This window comes from Kutzneria sp. 744, from assembly GCF_000568255.1.
Lineage (GTDB): Bacteria > Actinomycetota > Actinomycetes > Mycobacteriales > Pseudonocardiaceae > Kutzneria.
The window spans coordinates 2232426-2254996 of record NZ_KK037166.1 but is presented as its reverse complement, the minus strand read 5'-3'; the positions used below and the strand labels follow the sequence as shown (position 1 = coordinate 2254996).

General features: G+C 69.6%; 23 protein-coding genes. 8 read left to right on the top strand and 15 right to left on the bottom strand.

Features of this window, described 5'->3' with window-relative positions; all coding sequences use genetic code 11:
- Positions 1 to 26 precede the first annotated feature (26 nt).
- From KUTG_RS10025 to KUTG_RS10015, 3 genes are all read left to right on the top strand, one after another.
- Positions 27 to 566 carry a DUF6939 family protein gene (locus tag KUTG_RS10025; protein WP_043716488.1) on the top strand — a complete coding sequence of 180 codons (540 nt, stop codon included), beginning with the start codon at positions 27 to 29 and terminating at the stop codon, positions 564 to 566.
- 143 nt (positions 567 to 709) lie between these two features.
- A complete protein-coding gene (locus KUTG_RS10020; RefSeq protein WP_043716487.1) occupies positions 710 to 1339 on the top strand; it encodes a DUF899 family protein in 630 nt (209 codons plus the stop codon).
- A gap of 32 nt (positions 1340 to 1371) precedes the next feature.
- Positions 1372 to 1737, top strand: a complete 366-nt coding sequence (locus KUTG_RS10015) for an RNA-binding S4 domain-containing protein (protein WP_084579130.1) — start codon at positions 1372 to 1374, stop codon at positions 1735 to 1737.
- Here the strand turns inward: KUTG_RS10015 and KUTG_RS10010 are convergent.
- Together KUTG_RS10010 and KUTG_RS10005 are read right to left on the bottom strand one after the other, a co-directional pair.
- On the bottom strand, positions 1734 to 2483 hold the full coding sequence (locus KUTG_RS10010) for an alpha/beta fold hydrolase (RefSeq protein WP_043716485.1): 750 nt from the start codon (positions 2481 to 2483) through the stop codon (positions 1734 to 1736). The genes KUTG_RS10015 and KUTG_RS10010 overlap by 4 nt on opposite strands.
- A gap of 111 nt (positions 2484 to 2594) precedes the next feature.
- Positions 2595 to 3440: a GNAT family N-acetyltransferase gene (locus KUTG_RS10005; protein ID WP_043716484.1), complete on the bottom strand. Its 846-nt coding sequence runs from the start codon at positions 3438 to 3440 to the stop codon at positions 2595 to 2597.
- Between the two features lie 68 nt (positions 3441 to 3508).
- Between KUTG_RS10005 and KUTG_RS10000 the strand changes: the two genes are divergently transcribed.
- The 3 genes from KUTG_RS10000 to KUTG_RS09990 all read left to right on the top strand — a co-directional run bounded on the left by KUTG_RS10000 (position 3509) and on the right by KUTG_RS09990 (position 6726).
- On the top strand, positions 3509 to 4666 hold the full coding sequence (locus KUTG_RS10000) for a glycosyltransferase (protein WP_043716483.1): 1158 nt from the start codon (positions 3509 to 3511) through the stop codon (positions 4664 to 4666).
- 277 nt (positions 4667 to 4943) lie between these two features.
- Entirely contained in the window at positions 4944 to 5786 is an 843-nt protein-coding gene (locus KUTG_RS09995) for an acetamidase/formamidase family protein (protein WP_084579128.1), read from the top strand.
- Positions 5787 to 5937: 151 nt separating this feature from the next.
- On the top strand, positions 5938 to 6726 hold the full coding sequence (locus tag KUTG_RS09990; RefSeq protein WP_052394287.1) for an SGNH/GDSL hydrolase family protein: 789 nt from the start codon (positions 5938 to 5940) through the stop codon (positions 6724 to 6726).
- A 52-nt stretch (positions 6727 to 6778) separates the two neighbouring features.
- Here KUTG_RS09990 and KUTG_RS63365 read toward each other — a convergent pair whose 3' ends face one another.
- From KUTG_RS63365 to tkt, 11 genes are all read right to left on the bottom strand, one after another.
- The gene (locus KUTG_RS63365) at positions 6779 to 7294 is read right to left on the bottom strand and encodes a hypothetical protein (RefSeq protein ID WP_232240739.1); all 516 of its coding nucleotides are present in this window, start codon (positions 7292 to 7294) and stop codon (positions 6779 to 6781) included.
- Between the two features lie 67 nt (positions 7295 to 7361).
- Complete coding sequence (locus KUTG_RS09980) at positions 7362 to 9128, bottom strand: DUF6119 family protein (RefSeq protein WP_232241438.1); 1767 nt, start codon at positions 9126 to 9128, stop codon at positions 7362 to 7364.
- A gap of 162 nt (positions 9129 to 9290) precedes the next feature.
- Positions 9291 to 9752 (bottom strand): AAA family ATPase, encoded by a 462-nt coding sequence (locus tag KUTG_RS09975; protein WP_232240738.1) that lies wholly within the window; start codon positions 9750 to 9752, stop codon positions 9291 to 9293.
- A complete protein-coding gene (locus KUTG_RS09970) occupies positions 9737 to 10288 on the bottom strand; it encodes a cysteine hydrolase family protein (protein WP_043716481.1) in 552 nt (183 codons plus the stop codon). Before KUTG_RS09970 ends, KUTG_RS09975 begins: the two co-directional genes overlap by 16 nt.
- A complete protein-coding gene (locus KUTG_RS09965; RefSeq protein WP_043716480.1) occupies positions 10281 to 11087 on the bottom strand; it encodes an alpha/beta fold hydrolase in 807 nt (268 codons plus the stop codon). Before KUTG_RS09965 ends, KUTG_RS09970 begins: the two co-directional genes overlap by 8 nt.
- 88 nt (positions 11088 to 11175) lie before the next feature.
- A complete protein-coding gene (pgl, locus tag KUTG_RS09960) occupies positions 11176 to 11901 on the bottom strand; it encodes a 6-phosphogluconolactonase (protein WP_043716479.1) in 726 nt (241 codons plus the stop codon).
- Entirely contained in the window at positions 11898 to 12968 is a 1071-nt protein-coding gene (gene opcA, locus KUTG_RS09955; RefSeq protein ID WP_052396555.1) for a glucose-6-phosphate dehydrogenase assembly protein OpcA, read from the bottom strand. The genes pgl and opcA overlap by 4 nt, the downstream gene beginning before the upstream one ends.
- Entirely contained in the window at positions 12965 to 14503 is a 1539-nt protein-coding gene (gene zwf, locus KUTG_RS09950; RefSeq protein WP_084579124.1) for a glucose-6-phosphate dehydrogenase, read from the bottom strand. Before zwf ends, opcA begins: the two co-directional genes overlap by 4 nt.
- A complete protein-coding gene (locus KUTG_RS09945) occupies positions 14500 to 16110 on the bottom strand; it encodes a glucose-6-phosphate isomerase (protein WP_198047751.1) in 1611 nt (536 codons plus the stop codon). Before KUTG_RS09945 ends, zwf begins: the two co-directional genes overlap by 4 nt.
- A gap of 16 nt (positions 16111 to 16126) precedes the next feature.
- The gene (gene tal / locus KUTG_RS09940; protein ID WP_043716477.1) at positions 16127 to 17239 is read right to left on the bottom strand and encodes a transaldolase; all 1113 of its coding nucleotides are present in this window, start codon (positions 17237 to 17239) and stop codon (positions 16127 to 16129) included.
- Positions 17240 to 17241: 2 nt separating this feature from the next.
- Complete coding sequence (tkt, locus tag KUTG_RS09935; protein ID WP_043716475.1) at positions 17242 to 19338, bottom strand: transketolase; 2097 nt, start codon at positions 19336 to 19338, stop codon at positions 17242 to 17244.
- A gap of 320 nt (positions 19339 to 19658) precedes the next feature.
- Between tkt and KUTG_RS09930 the strand changes: the two genes are divergently transcribed.
- The gene (locus tag KUTG_RS09930; protein ID WP_052394285.1) at positions 19659 to 20597 is read left to right on the top strand and encodes a heme o synthase; all 939 of its coding nucleotides are present in this window, start codon (positions 19659 to 19661) and stop codon (positions 20595 to 20597) included.
- Positions 20598 to 20773: 176 nt separating this feature from the next.
- Here the strand turns inward: KUTG_RS09930 and KUTG_RS09925 are convergent, their stop codons facing one another.
- Both KUTG_RS09925 and KUTG_RS09920 read right to left on the bottom strand, forming a co-directional pair.
- Positions 20774 to 21232 carry a hypothetical protein gene (locus KUTG_RS09925; RefSeq protein ID WP_043728819.1) on the bottom strand — a complete coding sequence of 153 codons (459 nt, stop codon included), beginning with the start codon at positions 21230 to 21232 and terminating at the stop codon, positions 20774 to 20776.
- The gene (locus KUTG_RS09920; RefSeq protein WP_084579122.1) at positions 21229 to 21858 is read right to left on the bottom strand and encodes an RNA polymerase sigma factor; all 630 of its coding nucleotides are present in this window, start codon (positions 21856 to 21858) and stop codon (positions 21229 to 21231) included. The genes KUTG_RS09925 and KUTG_RS09920 overlap by 4 nt, the downstream gene beginning before the upstream one ends.
- A 155-nt stretch (positions 21859 to 22013) precedes the next feature.
- Here KUTG_RS09920 and KUTG_RS09915 point away from each other — a divergent pair, with 155 nt between their 5' ends.
- A complete protein-coding gene (locus tag KUTG_RS09915; protein ID WP_043716472.1) occupies positions 22014 to 22550 on the top strand; it encodes an FKBP-type peptidyl-prolyl cis-trans isomerase in 537 nt (178 codons plus the stop codon).
- The last annotated feature ends 21 nt before the right edge of the window (positions 22551 to 22571 follow it).

The window sequence follows — 22571 nt, the reverse complement described above, 5'->3', positions numbered from 1 at the left end:
TCGGGCCCGGCCGGCAGGATGGCCGGGTGATCGTTGAGGTGGCCAGCAAGCGACGGAGATCGGCGTTCCCGGCGGATGTCACGGTGGTGGACGTGACTTCGCGCGGACCGCAACCCTGGGTCCGGCTGAGCCCGTTCTATCCGCACGGCGACATCCCGGTGCCGCTGTCGCCGGGCGAGGTCGGCACGTCGGTCGAGGGCATCTGGCAGGCGCTGAAAGTCTTTGCCGACGGGGATGTCGACGTGTCGAAGCTGGCCGTCACCAAGATGACCGGCCTCAAGAGGACGGTCCGCCGGTTCGGGCCGGTGCTGGGGCATCGCGACGGTCTGCGGGGTGGTGGGCTGCTGGACTACGAGACCGCGCGGCGACGGATCTATCTGCCGGCCTACCGCTGGGTGCTGGACAACTGCGTGCGGGACGAGTTGGCGGCGTTGCACGAGCTCGGGGCTCAAGGGTCGTTGGTGCTGTTGGACTACACCACGAACGGCGATGTGGCGAACCTGGCCACCCCGTTGTCGCACGCCGCCCTCGTGGCCCGATATCTGACGGATCAGTGGCCGTCCTGACCCTCGGTTGCGGACCGTCGATTCTTGTGAAGCGGTTGTACGACAAGAACTTCAGGGCATGGTGAGGCCCGTGGTTCGGTGCTGTTGATCAAGGGATTGCGCGTCGCCGGCAGAGGTCGTGGACCTGGTGTTGAATCGGCGGCATGGAGAAACCACCGATCGTCCCCATCGAGCAGTGGCGGCAGGCCCGGGCCGACCTGCTCGCCGAGGAGAAGGAAGCGACCCGGATGCTGGACGCGATCGCGGCCCGCAGACGTCGGCTGCCGATGGTCGAGTTCTCGGACACCTACGAGTTCGACACCCCGGCCGGCAAGCGCTCGCTGCTGGACCTGTTCGACGGCAAGCGGCAGCTGGCCGTGTACCAGTTCATGGACCTCGGCCCGGACGCCTACTGCGGGGGCTGCACATGGCTCACCGACAACGTGCCGTCGCCGGCCGTCGGCCTGCTCGCGGACAGCGACGTCAGCTGGATGACGGTGTCGAACATGCCGCTCGCTCAGATCGCCGGCTACTGGGAGCAGAAGGGCTGGACCATCCCGTACGCGTCCTCGCGTGACACCACCTTCGCGGCCGACACCGACGCGGAGTTCGGCTTCATGCTGACGGTGTTCCTGCGCGACGGGGACCGCGTCTACCGCACGTACAACACCACCCAGCGGGGCGTCGACCGGCTGGTGTTCACCAACAGCCTGCTCGACCTGGTGCCCTACGGCCGCCAGCAGGACTGGGAGGACTCGCCGCCCGGCTGGCCGCAGCACCCGACCTACGGCTGAAATCCGTTGGGGACCGATGACATAGTGGGGAGGTGGAGTCCACTCGAGTGGACCGCTGGCTCTGGGCGGTCCGGCTGACCAAGACCCGTTCGGACGCCGCGGCGGCCTGCAAAGGCGGCCACGTGCGCGTGAACGACAGGCCGGCGAAGGCGGCGACTTCGGTGTCGCCCGGTGACGAGGTGCGCGCCCGTGTCGGGGACAAGACCAAGGTCGTCGAGGTGGTGCGGGTGATCCAGAAGCGGGTGGGCGCCGCGGACGCCGCGACCTGCTTCATCGACCGCACGCCCGCGCCCCCGCCGGAGGCCGCCATCCCGGTCGCCCGCCGCGATCGGGGCGCCGGCCGGCCCACCAAGCGGGAGCGGCGCGTGCTGGACAAGTTCCGCACCGGCCAGCTCTAGCCGAGGAAGTCGGCGAGGATCGGCAGCAGCAACTCGGACCGCAGCGTCACGGTCATGTGCGTGGTGTTCGGCAGCACCGCCAGGTGCGAGCCGGGGATCAGGCGCTTCATCAGCGCGCCGTGCTCGATGGTGGTGAAGTCGTGGTCGCCCATCACCAGCAGCGTCGGGGCGGTGATGCCGGCCAGCTGGTCGTCGCTCCAGCCCTTCAGGTCGGCGGCCGAGGCCGACATCGCGGCCAGGAACTCGTCGAAGTGCTCCGGGTGCGGCGACAGCCGCTGGTAGGCGTCCCGGAAGTCGGTGAAGTCCTGCTGCGTGGGCAGCCGGTCGGAGGTCGCGTGCCGGCTCGGGTCGAGCAGGTCCTCGTGCATGCCGTCGGGCCGGACGCTGGCCGAGATCGGCACCACCGACAGCACGCGGTCCGGGTGGCTGACCGCGAGCTCCAGGGCCACGGCGCCGCCCATGCTGTGGCCGAGCACATGGGCCCGGTCGATGCCGAGGTGGTCCAGCAGTGCCACCACGTCGCTCGCCAGCGCGGCCGGGGTGATCGCCCGGTCGATGTCGGCGGTGCGGCCGTGGCCCTGCATCTCCACGCCGATCACCTGGTGGTGCTCGGCCAGCGTGGGGATCAGGCCGGCGAAGTTCAGGTCGATGGTCAGCATGCCGCCGTGCAGCAGGACCAGGGGCGTGCCGGCCTCGCCATGCCGCTCGTAGTACAGGTGCAGGCCGTTCACGTCCGCGTAGCCCATGGCCGTTTCCTCTCAGCGCAACCGGTGCCGTCATCAGTGCGTCGAACGGAAGTCCATCGGAATCGACACGACCCCTGGAGTTTTTTTGTGACGAGTTTTCGCGAGCTGGAGTCAGGGGGCGAGTAGCAGCAGCGCGCGGGAGTAGAGCAGGGCGAAGCCGCGGCGCTGGACGTTCTGCTGGGACCTCGTGCCGGGTGCAGTGGTGACCGTGGCGAGGTCGCAGCCGGCGGCCTTGGCGGCGGCCAGGCGGGCGGCGATCAAGGCGGACTGCACGCCTCGGCGGCGGTGCTGGGGGCTGGTGGCGGCGCCGGCGAAGTAGGCGATGCCGTCGGCGGCGCGCACGCCGCCGCTGCCGACGGGGACGCCGTCGATCAGGGCGAGGTAGCGCCGGGTGCCGGCGGCCTCCATGTCACGGAGAGCGTTGCCGAGTGCTTCGCGGGGGAACTCCTCGGCCGTGGCGGCGCCCTCGGTGTCGGGTACGAGGACGGCGTCGATCAGGATGTCCAGGGCCGTGTCGGTCCCACCCTCGGGGCAGGGCCGGACCTCGACGCCGGCCGGCGGCTCGGGGAGGTCCAGGTCGTCCAGGGCGAGGCCGAGCACGTTCTCGAAGCCGGCCAGGCGGTAGCCGCGGCCGGTGAGGAACTCGCCGACGGCCGGGTCGGCCAGGGTCGGCAGCTCGACCTGGACCGGGGCGCCGCGGTCGTGGAAGGCCTTCTCGACCTCGGCCATCTCGTCCGCGGTCGGCACGCCGCCGAAGCCGAGGGCGGCGACCTTGTTGAACGGGGAGTCGGGCTCGGCGAAGGTGGCGGCGCCGCCGGCGACCTCACGGACGAAGGGCACCTCGTCGCCGCGGCGGGCACGGGCGGCTTCGGTGGCCAGGGCCATGAAGTGGGCGTCGACGCGTTCGATGCGCTCGGCCAGGTCAGTGCCGCAGAACAACGGTGTCCGGATCGTCATGGTGGCGCTCAGTCTTATGACCGGCGTGCCCGCGCGGCAACCGGTTTTCGTGTGGGAGTCTGCTGCACGTGCGAGTGGCCGTCGTTGCCGGACCGGATGCCGGCCACGTCTTTCCCGCGGTCGCGCTGTGCCTGCGGTTCGCGGCGGCTGGCGACGAGCCGGTCCTGCTCACGGCCGACGGCTGGCGCGACGCCGCGGTGGCGGCCGGGATCGAGGCGCCGCCGCAGGATTGGCTGTCGCTGCGGGCCGAGGCCGACATCGGGCACTGGCTGTACGAGCGGGCGGCGGAGCTGGCGCAGCAGCTCGTGCCGACGCTAGAGGCGCTCAACCCCGATCTTGTCGTGTCGGACGTGTTGGCGAAATGCGGCGGCATGGCGGCCGAGCTGCTGGGGCTGCCCTGGGTCGAGTTGTCGCCGCATCCGCTCTATCTGCCCTCACGGGGCCTGCCGCCGATCGGCAGCGGGCTCGCCCGTGGCACCGGTGTCCGCGGCCGCCTCCGTGACGCCGTGCTCCGCCGCTTCACCGCCCGCTCGCTGCGGGAGGGGCAGCGACAGCAGGCCGTCGCTCGTGCGGGAATCGGTTTGCCGGCAAGGGATCCCGGTCCAGTGGCGCGGCTGGTCGCCACCCTGCCGGCGCTGGAGGTTCCCCGCCCGGACTGGCCGCGCGAGGCGCACGTCGTCGGGCCGTTGTTGTGGGATCCGGTGCCGGTCGGGCTCACCCCGCCGCCCGGCGCCGGGCCGTTGGTGGTGATCGCGCCGTCCACCGCGACCGGCGGGGCCGCCGACATGCTGTCCACAACCCTTGCCGCGCTTGACGGTCTCAACGTCAGGGCCGCGATCTCCACCTTCCGGCCACCGGACGGACTCCCGGCCTGGGCCAGTGCCGGCGCCGGCGGCCAGGACGAACTGTTGCGGCAGGCCGCCGTTGTCGTGTGCGGCGCTGGGCATGGCTTGCTGGCCAAGGCTTTGCTCGCCGGCGTGCCCGTCGTCGCCGTGCCCGGCGGCGGCGACCAGTGGGAGCTCGCCAACCGCGCCGCCCGACAGGGCAGCGCCGTGGTCGTCCGCCCGCCGGCCGTCGACGCCGTGCGCACCGCGGTCCTGAATGTGTTGGAGGATCCCACTTTCGCGGCCGCCGCGGCCGAGGCCGCGAAAACGGTCGCCGAGGTGTCCGATCCGGTCACGGTGTGCCGGGACGTCTTCCAGGCTCGCCGGCGTGGCCTGCCCTGAGCGACAGGAATTCTCTCGGCCGTGGGGAAGCCGATCGGGCCAAGTTATATGAGCAGGCCCCTGAGGTCGCGTAACTTAATACTAGGACACGACTAATCGTACCCAAGTATTTGATAGGGTAGAATGCAAACTAAGAAGAAAGTCGCCGCAGTGCGTCAGCTCATTTATGCAGTGTTTCTCCACGACATAAATCATTCGTTCCGAGGTCTGAGATCAATGATAACGAACACCCGTACGAAAGAATTCCTAGACCTACAGTGACCGCGACCGGGCGCCGGTGCTCACGGTCGATCCGGGTGACACGCTGATTGTGCGTAGCCTCAACGCATCCGGCAATCTGGGCGCGGACACCGACAGCGCGCGGCTGATCGAGAACGCGCGGGGGCACTGCCTGACCGGGCCGATCGCCGTGCGCGGGGCGGAGCCGGGCATGATGCTGGCAGTGCGGCTGGAGTCGCTCCAGCCGGACGACTGGGGCTTCACGGCGGCGGCGTCGAGGGACAACGCGCTCAACCGCCAGCTCGGGGTCGTGCCGGGCGAGCGGGTGTTGCTGCACTGGGACATCGCGGACGGACGGGCCGTCAACAACCTGGGGTTCGCGGTGCGCCTCGCGCCGTTCCTCGGGGTGATCGGGATGCCGCGCGCGGAGCCGGGGCAGCACTCGACGATCCCGCCGCGCGCGGACGGCGGCGGCAACATCGACTGCCGGGAGCTGGTCGCCGGCTCGACGCTGTACCTGCCGATCACGGTGCCGGAGGCGTTGCTGTGCCTGGGCGACGGCCACGGGGCGCAGGGCGACGGCGAGGTGTGTGGGACCGCGGTGGAGTGCGGCATGACCACGCGGCTCGTGCTGGAACTGGTGGCCGACCCGCCGATCCCGACCGCGCACGCGACCACCCCGGCCGGCCGGGTGACCTTCGGGTTCGACGCCGACCTGAACGAGGCGTCGGCGCAGGCCCTGGCGGCCGTGCTGGACTGGATGCAGGCGCTGTACGGCGTCGACCGGACCACGGCCCTTGCGCTGGCCAGCCCGGTCGTGGATCTCCGGGTCACCCAGATCGCCAACAAGACCTGGGGTGTGCACGCGGTGCTGCCGGATGGCGCGCTGACTCGGGTGTGACAAGTGTGGGGTGCGCACGCGTCTTTTTCTGACGACGGGCCGACCGGGGTGCGAAGGATACGGGCGGGCCTACCGGAGTCACGCCGGAGCTGCTACTCGTAGTGATCGCGTCAGCCTTTGGTCCGCTGTGCCTTCGAAAACGGAGACATCCATGCGCCGTCTGGCCCTGCTGCTCGTCCCTGTGATCGCGATCCTGTTACCCGCCACGGCCGCTGCGGCGCCGGCGGCGGGGAAGTATGTGGCCCTGGGTGACTCGTACGCCGTCGGCGTCGGCACCTACACGTACGACGACCCGAATGCCGACTGCCGGCGGGGGCCGCTGGAGTACAGCCGGCTGTGGGCGGCGGCGCATCCGGCGACCACGTACGTGGAGGAGTCCTGTTCCGGGGCGTTGGTGGCCGATGTCGCCAACCAGGCGGCGGCTGGCCTGACCCCCGACACCACGCTGGTCACCGTGCAGGTGGGCGGCAACGACGTCGGCTTCGTGAGCGTGCTGGAGACCTGCATCCTCAACTTCGCCGACTCCACGTGCGTCAACGCCGTCAACGCGGCGGTGGCGACGGGCCGGTCGGTGCTGCCCGGCGGACTGGCCGACCTGTACCGGGGCATTAGGGCCAAGGCGCCGTCGGCGCAGGTGGTCGTGATGGGCTACCCGCACTTCTACAAGATCGGCGGCAACTGCTGGGTCGGGCTCAGCGACACCAAGCGGTCGGCCTTGAACAACGGGACCGACATCCTCGACGGCCTCCTGCAGACCGCCGCCGCCGACGCCGGCTTCCGGTTCGTCGACGCCCGCACCGCCTTCGCCGGCCACGAGCTGTGCTCCGGCAACCCGGAGTGGATGACCAGCCTGCAGTGGGACAAGCTGAACGAGTCCTACCACCCGAACGCCCTGGGCCACCAGGCCTACTTCGGCGCGCTGAAGGCGATCACCGGCTGATCTGCCCGCGGTGGAGGGCAGTTCGCCGCCCTCCACCGTCCCGAAGCGACGATCAGTGCGCCGATGCTCCCGGCCGGACCAGCACCACCCTCGGCGCCGGCCGGTGGCTCGTGATCGGCGTGGCACGGACCGCATGGCCGAGTCGGGACATGATCGTCGCCGCGGCCTGACGCGTTGCCGGCGAGTCCGGTGTGGACGGTCTCCCCTGCCCGAGGTCGCCGCCGCGCTCGACACCGGGCAGGCGTCGCTCTACCGGCACATCGCCGACCGTCAGGGGCTGCTTTCCCTGCTGGCCGACGAGATCGCCGCCGCCCTGCCGCTTCCCGACCCCGTCCTGCCGCCCGCCGAACGCCTGCCCGCCGCCTGGCTCGCCATGCACGACCACCTCGCCTCCCACCCTTGGGCCGCTCGCGTCGTCGTCGACGGCAGGCTCCTCTCCCACGACCACGTCATGGTTACCCAGGCCCTCACCGCCGCCTTCGAGGCGTACGGCCTCAGCCGTGACGACGCCGGTCGCGCCTACCGCGCCCTGTTCAACCTCACGTTCGGCCGCCTGCTCAACCGGCACCCTCGGCCACAGCGCGGACGACTTCGACTGGGCCGTGCGCCGCTTCCTCGCCGGTCTCGGCTGATCCTTACGGCTTACAGTTATGCGCCAGCCTGAATTCGAAGCCCAGCTTCTTGAAATCGTTTTTGGTCACCAGGATTTCCCGCCTTGCGATGTGTGAACGCAGCCTTCCGTGTTCGAAGTCTTCCCTGGTGAACCTGTTCTTGGTTGCCGCCAGCACCACGTAGACGATGGCGTAGTCGAACCAGCTGAGAAAGCTCTCTTCGGAGATTTGCCTTTTTCTGTTCTCCTCGTTTTTCGTCCAGTCCTCCCGGTAGTATTTGCGTAGCACCTTCTTCTCGTTCTTCAGGTCGCGGGATATGACCTCTGCTGACATGACTATCTGGGAGCACGCGTCTCGCATCTTGGCGTCGAAGCCGTCTTTCGCGTGGATTACGTAAAGCTTCTTGTTGTCGTGGTCGACCTTGAGGAGGTCGAAGAGTTCGACTTTGCCTCGATCTGATCGGGCGAAGATTCTGTCGCCGTAGTAGAAGCCGTCCTTGAACCCCTGTCTGAGGTTGAAGGACTCCTCGTCCTCGTCGAGCCATTGGGTGAGATTGAGCTCGTTGGTGATGAGGATTGGTTTGCTCGGGGAGAAGGTTTCGGCTATGAAGTCTCGCTTGAGGTTCTCGAGGAAGTCTCCCTGACTGCGGTACCATTTTCTGTCGAGCAGAAAATAGGTCTTTCCACGGTGGCACACCTCGCCGTGGAGGCACTCGTGCAGCTTTCGGCGGACCAGAGTGGACTTGTCGTCGGGATCGGCCCTGTAGGTGAGACTGAGAGGCATTATCGTGTTGTAGAAGTCGGCTCTGGAGGTCAGTGTCGACGCGTACTTCTCGGCGATCAGGGCGAGCAGGTCCGTCACGTCGGGCGGATTTTGTTCAAGCGGCCAACGTGAAACCTTGAAGTTCGCTCCGGAGTTGTAGCCTGATATATCCACGGGGTCGCAGAGATCGAGGTCGACGCTACCTCTGCCTTGGATGCTCTTGCGCATTCCGTCCACCAGTTCGCGCATCAGCTGATCCTCGAGGTCCGCGTCTCGCAGGGCGCGGAGGTTGTCCAGGAAAGAAAGCTCTTCGGCGCGCTCCGTGCTGAGGGGCTCCAACTCGTCCAGATCCCGTGCGAGCAACACGAGTTGTTGGAGATCCAGGCTCTTGCGCAACACGAAGGATGACTTGATCTCGACGGCGGGCGGTTTGTTCGGATCGATCAGTGTTGTGATGTAGTTTTTCTTGTCGAGGTCTGCAATGTTGACGCGCGCGACGAGCTTCTTCCATACTGTGCCGAAGGTTTCGCTCTTGTCGACGGAGCGGCTTCGGCGGTAGGTCTCGGTCCTGCTGGTAGTGGATCCGGCCAGCTCGCGAGTCATTGTCTCGCTGAACTCGTTCGCAATGATCTTCTTGCCGGTCTCGAACGGGAAGTCGTCGTCTATGAAGTCCTCGATTATGTGATAACCCAGCCCGCCTGTCACGGCGAAGAGTGCTGATTCGAAGGTGATGAACAGGCATGCGTCCAGTGTGCTTGTATGGAACCATCGAGCCTTGAGGTCTTCTGTGGCGTATCCCTGGATGAACTGGATAAATCCTGAAGGAATTCGCTTGCGCATGTAGAGGTCGATGTGTGTTTCCTTGAATGCCTGCCTGAGGCTGACCTTTCTGAGTGTTGGAAAGCTGGACGAATCCTGCTTGTTCAGTGCGTTGTATATTCTGATGACTTCGTCACGGCGGACGTCGGGTGCAACGCCGCTGGGGAGCGTGAGGCGCCAGAGCGCGGTATTTGACCTCTTGGTTCCCATCTCCGACACCCCTGTCGCGTGACTGCGGCCTTGTGAGGCGCTATTCGCTGGTCGGAGAGCAATTGTTACGCTGCGTTGTCGGCCGTTCGGGTGACATCATGCCCAGTTTTACCAAGATGTTGTAGTACGTCAACTAAAAGGACACTGATCAACGGGTCGACTTTAGTTGATCAGGCCTTCCAGCTGACGCACGACGTCGTGCAGCGGGGCGGTGGCGTCGATCTCCAGGGTGCAGGTGGCGCGGAGCAGGGGCTCGACGGCGGCGAGGTTGGCAAGGATCTCGGCGCGGTCGGCGGAGGACTTGCCGTAGGGGTTGTCGGTGCGGGCGGAGAGGCGGGGCAGGAGGACGTCGGCCGGGGCGCTGAGCAGGACGATGTGGTCGAACAGGGGGTAGAAGCGGCCCTGGTTGGACTTGCAGCCGGCGACGAAGAGGGCGCCGGTGGTGCGGAGGAGGGCGGAGAGGGCGTCCTCGCGCCAGATCCAGTCGCCGTCCTCCCAACGGCTCCAGCGGGAGGAGTCGGTGTCGACGGCCCGGTGTCCCCGCGCGGCGAGGGCGCGCAGCGCGGAGGACTTGCCGGTGCCGGACATGCCGGTGACGAGGACCTTGGTCAAGCGGAGGACCACTCGGCGACGGTGAGGACGGTGGCCTGGCGGGGGAAGACGGCGGTGGTGAGGATGCGGTGGACCTCGTCGTCGGCGTCGAGGCAGCCGTCGGACAGGACGGTGAGGCGGTAGTCGAGGTCGAAGGCCTGGCGCACGGTGGTCAGGACGCAGCCGCTGGTGGAGATGCCGGTGAGCACGAGGTCGGTGATGCCGGAGGAGCGCAGAGCGAGGTCGAGGTCGGTGCCGGAGAAGGCGCCGACGCGCTTCTTGGTGAAGACGGGGTCGCCGGGCGCGGGGGCGACGGAGGGGTGGATCTCGGCGCCGGGGTCGGCGGCGGTGAAGGCGTCGGTGCCGATCATGGGGCCGAAGGTGGGGTTGGCCGGGCTGACCTCGGGGTGGCCGGCGCGGAAGCCGACGGCGACGTAGCCGACGGTGACGTCGCCGGCCCGGGCGTGGGCGATGGCCCGGCCCAGCCGGGACAGGTAGGCGGGGTCAGAGTCGAAGCGCGACACGATGGCGCGCTGGACGTCCATGACCAGCAGGGCGGTCTTAGCCATGCAGGAATTCAACCACGTCGAGAATCCGGTCCAGGGCGGAGATGTGACCGTCCGAAGAGGACGGACGAAGCGTGGCCGAAGGCAGGTGGCGGGCGAGCCATTCGGCGTGGGAAAAGGGGATCACACGGTCCTGAACACCGTGCAGAAGCAGCACGGGGGCACCGATGTCGCCGACCTTGAAGCCCCAGTCGGCCACGTAGGCGAGGTCGTCGTCGATCATGCCGTCGAGGCCCTTGGCGGTGGCGAGGTCGGCGTTGCGGCCGAGGTCGACCCACGTGCCGGCGACGGCGGTGGCGGCGTGGTCGGCCGGGGTGAAGGAGTTGGCGTCGAACAGGCCGGAGGTCAGCTGCGCGGTCAGCGCCTCACGGCCGACGACGGAGGCCCGCAGCTCCTCGGGGGCGACCATGCCAGCCCACCAGTCGAGGTCCGAAGGCTCGAAGGGGGCCATGGCGCCGACCGTCACGCAGCGCGGGACCCGGTCCGGCAGCAATGCCGCGCAGGCCAGTGCGTGGTTGGCACCGCCGGAGTGGCCGAGCACGGAAAAGCTGGAGACGCCAAGGGAATTGGCGATAGCGGCCACGTCGTCGGCGGCGGAGCCGATGGCCCGACCGGGCTGGGTGGTGGAGCCGCCGTAGCCGGGGCGGTCGTAGGACAGCCAGCGAATCCCCGGCAGCGCAAGCAAAGGAGCGGGCACGGCGCCGATCTGCGGGGTGCCGTGATGCCAGAAGACCGGCGTGCCGGAGCCGGTGTCGTAGACGTGCAGGGTGCGGCCGTCGGCGAGGACGAGATCGGTCTCCATGGGACGCAAGCCTAGCCGTCGGCGGCGAAAACCGCTGGAGGAAAGGGAAAACGGCCCCCGGCCGAAGCCAGGGGCCGCTCTCGGACGATCAGGAGAGCTTCGCCGCGGCGGTGGAATCCAGCAGCCACAAGGTGCGCGAGACACCACGGGCGCCGGCGGCGGGGATCTCCACCTCGGTGGCGCCGCCCAGGGCCCGGGCGACGGGGTCGGCCTTGGCCTCACCGGTGGTCATCAGCCACACCTCGGCGGCGCGGCGGATGGCCGGCAGGGTAAGGGAAACCCGGGTCGGCGGGGGCTTGGGGCAGTCGCGTACGGCGACCACCGTCGACGACTGCTCGTGCACGGCGGGGGAGTCGGGGAAGATGGAGGCGGTGTGCCCCTCCTCGCCGACCCCCAGCAGCAGCACGTCGAAAGCGGTGGATCCGATGACCGTGGCGTAGTCGGCGGCGGCCGCGTCGGGGTCGTCCCCGAAACGGCCGTCGGACGGCTCCATCACGTGCACCCGAGCCGGGTCCAGGGCGATGTGGTCCAGCAGCGCCAAGCGGTTCTGCGTCTCGTTGCGGTCGGCGTGGCCGGCCGGCAGGAAACGCTCGTCGCCCCAGTAGAAATCGGCCCGGGACCAGTCGACGGCGTCACGGGCGGGGCTGTCCCGCACGTGCTCCAGGACGGCGTTGCCGGTGCGGCCGCCGGTCAGCACCAGGGACGCCACGCCGCGAGCGGCCTGGGCGTCCACCAGGGCGGTGATCAGGCGGGCCGCAGCGGCGGCGGCCAGAAGGCCGCCGCCGCTGTGGACCACAACATCCGAACGGGTCACGAGTCGGCCTTGGCGGTCGCCTTCTTCGACGCCGCGCGCTTGGGCTTGGCGTCGGCGGCCGGCGCCTCCGCGGCCGGCTCGGCCGCCTTGGGCTTGGCCGGAGCCTTGGCCTTGGCGGCGGGCTTCGCGGCCGCCGGGGCGGCCACCCGACCCTTGGTGACCTTGGGGACGGCCATCAGGGCGTCCTTGTAGATCTCGTCCGGGTCCAGCCGGCGCAGCTCCTCGGCCAGGCAGTCCCGCACCGAACGGCGCTGCAGCGCGATCCGGCGGTCGGGCTGGCCCGGCTGGGTGAGGGTGCCGGTCTTGGCGTCGGGACGGACCAGGTCGACGGCCCCGGAACGGCGCTGCAGCGTCACCTGGACGATGCCCTCGCCGCTGGTGGCCTTGGCCCGGCCCACCGGCACGTTCAGCCGCGAGGCGAACCAGCCGGCCAGCAGCTCCGACGACGGCGAGTCGGCCTCGCCGACGACGTTGGCGGCGGTGACCTTCTCGTGCGGCGGCAGGTCGAGCGCCGCCGCGAGCTGGGCCCGCCAGTTGGTCAGCCGGGTCCAGGCCAGGTCGCTGTCACCGTCCGAATAGGACTTGCGCCGCTGCTCCAACGCCTTGATCGGGTTCTTCTCGGCGGCGGAGTCGGTGATCCGACGGGTGGCCAGCTGGCCGATGGAGTCCTCGGACGGCACGTCCGGGGCCTCCGACGGCCACCACGCCACCACCGGCGCGTCCGGCAGCAGCAACGGGACCACGCAGCTGGCGGCCTGGTCGGCCAGCTGGCCGTAGAGCCGCAGCACGATGACGTCGCTGGCGCCGGCGTCGCCGCCGACGCGGATCTGGGCGTCCAGCCGGGCGGCGGCCTTGCGGGCGCCGCGGGCCAGCACGATCACCCGGCACGGGTGCTCGCGGCTGGCCTCGTTGGCCGCCTGGATGGCCTCCTCGGTCTTGGCGCTGTCGTCGGTGACGATCACCAGCGTGAGCACGCGGCCGAGGGCCACCGCCCCGCCGGTCTCGCGGACCTCCACCAGCTTGCTGTTGACCTGTGCGGTCGTGGTGGACGGCAGGTCGATGATCACGGGCGCCTCCAATGACGACCGGTGCGGGTGAGCATCTGGTCGGCCGCGGGCGGGCCCCAGCTGCCGGGGGCGTAGCCCTCCGGCGAGCCCTGCTTGGCCCAGTGGTTGAGCACCGGGTCCAGGATCTCCCAGGACAGCTCGACCTCTTCGTTCATCGGGAACAGCGACGGCTCGCCGAGCAGCACGTCGAGGATGAGCCGCTCGTAGGCCTCGGGCGAGGACTCGGTGAAGGCGTGGCCGTAGCCGAAGTCCATGGTGACGTCCCGGACCTCCATGGTGTTGCCCGGCACCTTGGAGCCGAACCGCATGGTGATGCCCTCGTCCGGCTGGACCCGGATGACCAGGGCGTTCTGCCCCAGCTCCTCGGTGGCCGTGGAGTCGAAGGGCAGGTGCGGGGCGCGCTTGAAGACCACCGCGATCTCGGTGACCTTGCGGCCCAGCCGCTTGCCGTGCCGCAGGTAGAACGGCACGCCGGCCCAACGGCGGGTGTTGACCTCCAGCGTGATGCCGGCGTAGGTCTCGGTCTTGGAGTCGGCGGCGAAACCGCCTTCCTCCAACAGACCCAGCACCTTCTGGCCGCCCTGCCACCCGCCGACGTACTGCCCGCGGGCGGTGGTCTCGTCGTAGGGCGTGGGAACCCGCGCCGCCGAGAGGACCTTGATCTTCTCGGCCCGCAGCGCCCGCGGGTGGAAGGAGACGGGCTCCTCCATCGCGGTCAGCGCCATCAGCTGGAGCAGGTGGTTCTGGATCACGTCGAGGGCCGCGCCAATGCCGTCGTAGTAGCCCGCGCGACCGCCGAGGCCGATGTCCTCGGCCATGGTGATCTGCACGTGGTCCACGTAGTTGGCGTTCCAGATCGGCTCGAACATCTGGTTGGCGAAGCGCAGCGCCAGGATGTTCTGCACCGTCTCCTTGCCGAGGTAGTGGTCGATGCGGAACACCGAGTCCTCGGGGAAGACGTCGTTGACGACGTTGTTGAGCTCCTTGGCCGACTTGAGGTCGTGGCCGAAGGGCTTCTCGATGACGACCCGGCGCCACTGCTCGGCGTCCTGGTCGGCCAGGCCGGCGCGGGACAGCTGCTTGGTCACGACCGGGAACGCGCTGGGCGGGATCGACAGGTAGAACGCGTGGTTGCCGCCCGTGCCGCGCTGCTCGTCGAGCTCGCGGACCGTCTTGGCCAGGTTGTCGAACGCGTTGTCGTCGTCGAACGTGCCCTGCACGAACCGGATGCCCTCGGACAGCTGGTTCCAGACCTCGGCCCGGTAGGGCGTGCGGGCGTGCTGCTTGACCGCCTCGTGCACGACCTCGCCGAAGTCCTCGTTGGCCCAGTCGCGGCGGGCGAAGCCGGTCAGCGCGAAGCCCGGCGGCAGCAGACCCCGGTTGGCCAGGTCGTAGATGGCCGGCATCAGCTTCTTGCGGGACAGGTCCCCGGTCACCCCGAAGATCACCAGGCCGCAGGGCCCGGCGATCCGCGGCAGCCGCTTGTCGCGCTCGTCCCGCAGCGGGTTGCGCCACGTGCGCAAAGGGCTGCTCACCTCTTGACCTCCTGGACGGCCTTGGTCAGCTCGACCAGGCCGGCGGCCCGGTCGGTCAGGTGCAGGCGCAGCACGGGACGGTCGTGCTCGGCGAGCACCTGCCCGTCGCCCAGCGCCTGCGCGTGCTGGAGCACGCCCAGCGTGTACGGCCGGTCCGGAACCTCGAGGTCCTGCGCAGGCGCTCCGGTGATCTGCAGGAACACGCCGTTCTGGTGGCCGCCTTTGTGGTACTGGCCGGTGGAGTGCAGGAACCGCGGGCCCCAGCCGAACGTGGTCTGCAGCCGGCTGGCCCGGGCGACGGCGGGCCGCAGCACGGCGGCCGACGCGTCGTCGAGTCGGTCCAGGTACGCCTGCACGGCCACGTACCCATGATCGGGGGCGGCGGCTAGGAATGCGTTCAGAACATCGGCCAGCGTGGTCGCCGTGGCCGGCAGCCAGTCGCCGCTCTGGTGCACCTCGACCGAGCCGACGGTCAGCGCCGGGGCCGCCTCGGGCTCGCCGCCGACAGGCTTGTCGAGCAACGCGCGGGCGGCGATCTTGGCCGCCTCGACGTCCGGCTGGTCGAACGGGTTGATGCCGATCAGGCGGCCGGCGATCGCGGTGGCGAACTCCCACAGCAGGAACAGACCGCCCAGCTCGCCGGCGGTGCTCATGAACGCGGCGTCCACGTCCGGGCCGATGGCGATCGGGGTGGCGTCCGTGCCGGCGGTGACGAAGCCGGGCGCGTCCGCGTTCTCCACGGCCACCGGCAGCAGGCCGACTCCCTCCTTGCCGGTGGACTCGGCGATCAGCTGCTCCGCCCAGTCGGGGAAGCCCTTCACGCCCGAGCCGGTGTCGGCCAGGATGACCTTCTCGGCGCCCTGCGCGTGCGCCGCGCCCCAGGCCGCACCCAGCCACAGGGCCGGGTTGGTGTCGTCGTCGACCGACAGCAGCTTGAACGCCGCCGCCGCGTCGTCGAGCAGCTGGCCGATGTCGGCGCCGGCCAGGCCGGCCGGCACGAGGCCGAACGCGGTCAGCGCCGAGTAGCGGCCGCCGACGTGCGGGTCGGCGGTGAACACCTTGCGGTAGCCCGCTTCTTCGGCCATCTTCTGCAGCGGCGAGCCCGGGTCGGTGACGACCACGATGCGGCTGCGCGCGTCGATGCCGGCCTCGGTGAAGGCCTTCTCGAAGATGCGGCGGTGGCTGTCGGTCTCGACGGTGCCGCCCGACTTGGACGACACCACGATGACCGTGCGGGACAGGTCGCCGGCCAGCGCGTCGGCCACCTGGCCGGCGTCGGTGGTGTCCAGCACGACCAGCGGCACGCCCGCGGTCGCGGTGATCACCTCGGGTGCCAGCGACGAACCGCCCATGCCGGCCAGCACGACGCGGTCGATGCCCTCGCCGGCCAGCTCGGCCGACAGCGCCTCGATCTCACCGACCAGCGGCCGCGAGCTGTCGTGCAGCGTGGTCCAGGACAGCCGGATGGACGCCTCGGGCTGGGCGTCCGGCCCCCACAGCGTCGCGTCCTGGCCCGCCAGCTCGGACGCGACCTTGTCGGCGATCAGCTGGTCCACCAGGGGACGCGCCTTCTCGGCGAGTCCATCGTGGACGATGTCGACGGAGATCCCCACAGTCGTCCCCTCAGCCCTTCGCCTTGGCGAGCTGGCCCTGCACGGTCTCGAGCAGCTCGGCCCAGGACTTGACGAACTTGTCCACGCCCTCGGTCTCGAGCACGTCGTAGACGTCGTCGATGTCGATGCCGGCCTGCTCCAGCGAGTCGAAGAGCTCCTGCGCCTGCTCCTCGGTGCCGGACACCGTGTCGCCGCGCAGCTGCGCGTGGTCGGCCACCGCGTCCAGGGTCTTCTCCGGCATGGTGTTCACCACGTTGTCGACCACGAGCTCGTCGACGTAGCGGGTGTCGGAGTAGGCCGGGTCCTTGACGCCGGTCGAGGCCCACAGCGGACGCTGCGCGTGCGCGCCGGCCGCGGCCAGCTCCTGCCAGCGCGGCGTGCTGAACGCGCCGACGTAGGCGGCGTAGGCCAGGCGGGCGTTGGCGATCGCGGCCTCGCCGAGCAGCGCCTCCGCCTCCGGGGTGCCGATGGCCTTGAGCCGCTTGTCCACCTCGGTGTCCACTCGGGACACGAAGAAGGACGCGACCGACTGGATGCCGGAGATGTCGTGGCCGTTGGCCTTGGCCTGCTCGATGCCGGCGATGTAGGCGTCCATGACGTCGAGGTAGCGCTGCACCGAGAAGATCAGCGTCACGTTCACGCTGACGCCCTCGGCCAGGGTGCGGGTGATCGCCGGCAGGCCCTCGACGGTGGCCGGGATCTTCACCATCAGGTTGGGGCGGTCGACCGTCTTCCAGAGGTCGAGCGCCTGCGCGACGGTGCCTTCGGTGTCCTTGGCCAGACCTGGCTCGACCTCGATCGAGACCCGGCCGTCCTTGCCGCCGGAGGCCTGCCAGGTCTCCCGGAACACGTCGCACGCGTTGCGCACGTCGGTGGTGGTCAGCTCGCGCACCACCGCGTCGACGTCGGCGCCGCGGGCGGCCAGCTCACGCACCTGCTCGTCGTAGGCCTCGCCGTGGGACAGCGCGCTGGCGAAGATCGTCGGGTTGGTGGTGACCCCGACGACGTGCTTGTCCTTGATCAGGCCGACCAGGTTGCCGGTCTGCAGCCGGCTCCGCGACAGGTCGTCGAGCCAGATCGACACGCCGGCCTCGCTGAGCGCGGCCAGGTTGTTGGCGCTCATGATTACTTTCCCTCCACCTTGGCGATGCTGCGGCGTGCGGCCTCGACGACGTGCTCGGTCGTGAAGCCGAACTCGCGGAACAACGTCTGATAGTCGGCGGACGCCCCGAAGTGCTCGATCGAGACGATCTCGCCGTTGTCGCCGGCGAACCGGTGCCACGGCTGGGCGATACCCGCCTCCACCGTCACCCGCGCCTTCACGGACGGCGGCAGCACCTGGTCCCGGTAGGACTGGTCCTGCTCGTCGAACCACTTGACGCACGGCATGGACACCACACGAGTGGCAACGCCCTCGGCCTCGAGGACCTTCCTGGCCTCGACCGCGATCTGCAGCTCGGAGCCAGTGGCGATGATCACCAGCTGGGGCTCGCCGTCGGACGCGTCGGCCAGCACGTAGCCGCCCTTGGCCACACCGTCGGCGTCCGTGCCCTCCAGCACCGGCAGGTTCTGCCGGCTCAGCGCCAGACCGGTCGGGTGGTCGTGCCGGGACACCAGGGCCCGCCACGCGAAGGCGGTCTCGTTGGCGTCACCGGGACGGACGAAGGCCAGGCCCGGGATGGCCCGCAGCGCGGCGTAGTGCTCCACCGGCTGGTGCGTCGGGCCGTCCTCGCCGAGGCCGATCGAGTCGTGCGTCCACACGTAGGTGACCGGGATGCCCATGATCGCGGCCAGTCGCACGGCCGGGCGCATGTAGTCGCTGAAGACGAGGAAGGTGCCGCCGTACGGGCGGGTCGGGCCGTGCAGCGCGATGCCGTTGAGGATCATGCCCATCGCGTGCTCGCGGATGCCGAAGTGCAGCGTCCGGCCGTACGGATTGGCGCTCCACTCCTTGGTGGAGATGGAGGTCGGGCCGAACGAGTCCGCGCCCTTGATCGTGGTGAGGTTGCTCTCGGCCAGGTCGGCCGAGCCGCCCCACAGCTCCGGCAGCACCTCGCCCAGCGCGGAGAGGATCTCGTTGGACGCCTTGCGGGTGGCCACACCCTTGGGGTCCGGGGTCCAGGTCGGCAGCTTCTCGGCCCAGCCGGCCGGCAGCTCGCGCGCGGTCAGCCGGTCCAGCAGCGCCTTGCGCTCCGGGTTGGCCGCCGCCCACACGTCGAAGGACTTCTGCCACTCCACGTGGGCCGCGTTGCCGCGCTCGACGGCCTTGCGGGTGTGGGCCAGCACCTCGTCGGAGATCGGGAACTTCACCTCGGGGTCGAAGCCGAGGATCTTCTTGATCTCGACGATCTCGTCCTCGCCCAGCGCGGCGCCGTGCGCCTTGCCGGTGTTCATCTTGGTCGGCGCGGGGAAGCCGATGATGGTGCGCAGCACGATGATCGACGGACGCTCGGTTTCGGCCCTGGCCGCCGCCAGCGCGTCCAGCAGGCCCTGCACGTTCTCGCCGCTCTCGACGACCTGCACGTGCCAGCCGTAGGCCTCGTACCGCATCGCGGTGTCCTCGGACAGCGCGATCGTGGTGTCGTCCTCGATCGAGATCTTGTTGTCGTCGTAGATCAGCGTCAGGTTGCCCAGCTGCTGCGTGCCGGCCAGCGAGGACGCCTCGGAGGTGACGCCCTCCTCGATGTCGCCGTCGGAGGCGATCACGTAGACGTGGTGGTCGAACGGGCTCTGGCCGGCCGCCGCGTCCGGGTCGAACAGACCACGCTCGCGGCGGGCCGCCATGGCCATGCCGACCGCGGCCGCCAGTCCGCTGCCCAGCGGGCCGGTGGTGATCTCCACGCCCGCGGTGTGGTGCACCTCGGGGTGGCCCGGGGTCTTGGAGCCCCAGGTGCGCAGCGCCTTGATGTCGTCCAGCTCCAGGCCGTAGCCGGCCAGGAACAGCTGCAGGTACAGGGTCAGGCTGGAGTGCCCGGCGGACAGCACGAACCGGTCCCGGCCCAGCCAGTGCGGGTCGGTCGGGTCGTGCCTCATGACCCGCTGGAACAGGGTGTACGCGGTCGGGGCCAGGCTCATCGCGGTGCCGGGGTGGCCGTTGCCGGCCTTCTGCACGGCGTCGGCGGCCAGCACCCGGATCGTGTCAACCGCGCGCTTGTCCAGCTCGGTCCAGTCCTGGGGCAGATGGGCGGTGGTCAGCCGGGTGACTTCGTCGGTGTCGGACACGGACCTGAGCTCCCACTCTTCACGTCAGGCGGGTGGGCCGTGACGGCTGGTCGACCGGCTCTTGATCGATACCGTGAGCCGACCGTGCCCAGCCCATCCCGCACGCTTGCCTCGTCACGGCCAAGCCTAGTCCCGAGCTGCCGAATATGTGATCTCAACATGGCGGAGTGAGTGGTGACGGACCTCGCAACGACCCCACAAGAGCGCGGCGTCGGCACGCGGTTACGATTCATGCGATCGGAGGGGGAGCCCCCGGTCCCCATTCTTGTCAACTGTCCGATTCGAGGAGCGAGATGCCGCCGGTGAGCCCCACACAGGGAATGCCTGGCAGCGCCGCCGTCGACGCCACCACCACACCCGGTCGCTCCGTGCGCGCGGTGCTCGGGGCCTACATCGCCCTGATGAAACCGCGCGTGATCGAACTGCTGCTGGTGACGACGATCCCAGCGATGTTGCTCGCACAGCGTGGAATTCCGTCGGTCTGGCTGGTGCTCGCCACCCTGCTCGGCGGCACCATGGCCGCCGGCAGCGCCAACGCGCTCAACTGCGTCTGGGACGCCGACATCGACGCGGTGATGAAGCGGACCAGGTCCCGGCCGCTGGCCAAGCACACCGTGCCGGTGCGCAACGCGCTGGTCTTCGGGCTGGCGCTGGGCGTGGCGTCGTTCGCCTTCCTGTGGCTGACCACGAACCTGCTGTCCGCCGTGCTGGCCGTGGTCACCATCATGTTCTACGTCCTGATCTACACGATGGTGCTCAAGCGGCGCACCGCGCAGAACATCGTGTGGGGCGGCGCGGCCGGCTGCATGCCCGTGGTGATCGGCTGGTCCGCGGTGACCGGCACGGTCGGCTGGCAGCCGTTGGTCATGTTCGGCGTCATCTTCTGCTGGACGCCGCCGCATTTCTGGGCGCTGGCGATGAAGTTCAAGGACGACTACGCCGCGGTGAACGTGCCCATGCTGCCGGTGGTGGCAACTCGGGAACAGGTTTCGCGACAGATTGTCGTCTACTCCTGGGCGATGGTCGTGCTGTCGCTGCTGTTGCTGCCCGCGACCAGTTGGATCTACGGCGTGTTCGCCGTCGTGTTCGGCGCGTGGTTCCTGGTGTTCGCCCACCGTTTGCACAATGAGGTGCGGCGGGGCCAGGAGGGCAACCCGATGAAGCTCTTCCATCTCTCCAACACGTATCTGATGCTCGTGTTCGTGGCCCTTGCCGCGGACGCGGTGGTCGGCCTGCCGGTCATCGGCCTGCCCTTCTGAATTTTTGCCGCGCGTTCCGCGCGGGGCGGGTTCGCCTTTAAGCCGGTGCCTTCCCTTGTCTCAGCTCGATCGATGGAAAGACTCGATCCAGCTGAGCCTGCGGTCCAGGCACCGGCGCGAACCCGCGATCGGTGGGTCAAGGGCGATCAATCGAGTGTTACCCCGCCTCGTTTGCTTCAGAGCGTGATGGACGGCGTGGTCAATGACACGTCCGTGGCGCTCACGACCAGGTGGGCCGGGCCGTGGCGAAGTCCGTTGATGGTGAACCGGCCGTGCACGTCGCTGCGGGTGCTCAGGCGCTGGTCCTCGGTGCGCAGCTCCACATCGTGGCTGCCGGGCGGGGACAGCCGGCCGTCCATGCGCACCGTGCCGTCCCGGTTGACGCCGACCGACAGGCTGATGGTCAGCGCGTCGCTGTCGAAGGTGATGCGGCCGACATCCTCGGAGCCGGTGCGCTGCCGGCACACCGCGACCGACGGCGGGCCCAGGCGCAGGCCGTGCAGCGCGACGGCGCAGCGGATCCGCTCCACCAGGTCGGCGGGCGGCGGGTCGGCGGCCGTCCACAGGTCTCGCACGGCGGCCAGGATGCGCACGTCCAGCTCGTCGATCGGCTCGTCCGGTCGCAGCGAGGTCATCCCCACTCTCCTTCCGGGTCGGAAGTCAGCAGTTCCCGTAACTTGGCCAGGCACCGTCCGCGGGTCGGGCCGATGCTGCCGCGCGGCATGCCCAGTCGGGTCGCGACCAGGCCGTAGTCCGGGCGGGGCGTGAAGGCGACCACCCGCAGCAGCTGCTGGCAGCGGGTGGACAGCTGGTCGACGGCCTTCCACAGCCGTCGGCGCTGGTCGGAGACCAGGGCCCGCTCGGCCGGCCCGTCGGTGGCGTCCAGCAGGTCGGCGAACGCCTCGTCGCTGGCCACGATCTCCTGTCGGTGCGCGTCCTTGGCCCGCCACGCCTCGCGCTTGGTGGCGGTCACCAGCCAGGCCGTCAGCGCGGCCGGGGTGTGGATGTCGGCCAGCGAGCGCAGCAGGTTCAGCCACGTGGTCTGCACCACGTCGGCACAGCTGCCGGCGTCGAGCCCCTGGGCCCTGGCCACGTGCCAGAGCAGCGGCGTCAGCTCGACGATCAGCTGGTCCATGCCGCCGCGCGGGTCGGCGCGGGCGGCTTCGAGCAGGACGGCGATCTGGTCGTAGCGATTGCCCGAGTCCCCGTTGCCGGCGTCCCCGTTGTCCGAGTCTCCGTTGTCGGTGTCCCCGTCACCCATGTCGGTCGGTGGCCTTCCCGGTCCGTGCCGCGGGCGTCCCACCATTGCCCCCTCCGCTCCCTCGTCCTGGTAATCAGGGACGGATCGGCCGGGTGGGGATACCTACCAGTAGGTCACGAACAGGTAACGCGGCCGGCCCGTTAGGCTCGCTGACCATGCGCACAGCCGGCCTCGCGGCCCTGACTCTCGCCACCCTGCTCTCGGCGGCCGCCTGCGGCAGCTCGTCGACCGCCGGCAGCCAGCCGACCTCCACCGCGCCCACCAAGCCGTGCACCGCGGACGACATCCAGGTCGGCGGGGCATTCGGCGCCAAGCCGACGATCACCGTGCCGAGCACCTGCCTGCCGCCCACCCAGCAGCTGAGCAAGGACCTCACGCCCGGCACCGGCGCCCAGGTCAAGGTGGGCGACTCCGTCGCCACCTACTACGACCTGGTGACCTGGTCGGACAAGCAGGAGGTGGACTCCTCCTGGGCGCACCAGCCCTTCCAGCCCTTCCCCGTCGAGCCCGTCGGCCAGGCCCCGGTCATCCAGGGCTGGAACGACGGTCTCGTCGGCATGAAGCAGGGCGGCCGCCGCCTGCTGATCATCCCGCCGGACAAGGGTTACGGCCCCGGCGGCAACCAGGGCATCAAGGGCAACGAGACGCTGGTGTTCGTGGTGGACGCCGTCACCGTCACCGCGGCCGGCTGACCAGGCCTGAGCTGGCAAAAC

Excerpts from the sequence above, each read along its gene's own strand:
- KUTG_RS09990 (WP_052394287.1), top strand. The coding sequence starts at position 5,938 with ATGCGCCGTCTGGCCCTGCTGCTCGTCCCTGTGATCGCGATCCTGTTA.
- KUTG_RS09915 (WP_043716472.1), top strand. The coding sequence starts at position 22,014 with ATGCGCACAGCCGGCCTCGCGGCCCTGACTCTCGCCACCCTGCTCTCG.
- KUTG_RS09920 (WP_084579122.1), bottom strand. The coding sequence starts at position 21,858 with ATGGGTGACGGGGACACCGACAACGGAGACTCGGACAACGGGGACGCC.
- tal (WP_043716477.1), bottom strand. The coding sequence starts at position 17,239 with ATGAGCGCCAACAACCTGGCCGCGCTCAGCGAGGCCGGCGTGTCGATC.
- KUTG_RS09970 (WP_043716481.1), bottom strand. The coding sequence starts at position 10,288 with ATGGCTAAGACCGCCCTGCTGGTCATGGACGTCCAGCGCGCCATCGTG.
- KUTG_RS09925 (WP_043728819.1), bottom strand. The coding sequence starts at position 21,232 with ATGACCTCGCTGCGACCGGACGAGCCGATCGACGAGCTGGACGTGCGC.
- KUTG_RS10010 (WP_043716485.1), bottom strand. The coding sequence starts at position 2,483 with ATGGGCTACGCGGACGTGAACGGCCTGCACCTGTACTACGAGCGGCAT.
- KUTG_RS09930 (WP_052394285.1), top strand. The coding sequence starts at position 19,659 with ATGCCTGGCAGCGCCGCCGTCGACGCCACCACCACACCCGGTCGCTCC.
- KUTG_RS10005 (WP_043716484.1), bottom strand. The coding sequence starts at position 3,440 with ATGACGATCCGGACACCGTTGTTCTGCGGCACTGACCTGGCCGAGCGC.
- KUTG_RS09980 (WP_232241438.1), bottom strand. The coding sequence starts at position 9,128 with ATGGGAACCAAGAGGTCAAATACCGCGCTCTGGCGCCTCACGCTCCCC.
- KUTG_RS09965 (WP_043716480.1), bottom strand. The coding sequence starts at position 11,087 with ATGGAGACCGATCTCGTCCTCGCCGACGGCCGCACCCTGCACGTCTAC.
- KUTG_RS10020 (WP_043716487.1), top strand. The coding sequence starts at position 710 with ATGGAGAAACCACCGATCGTCCCCATCGAGCAGTGGCGGCAGGCCCGG.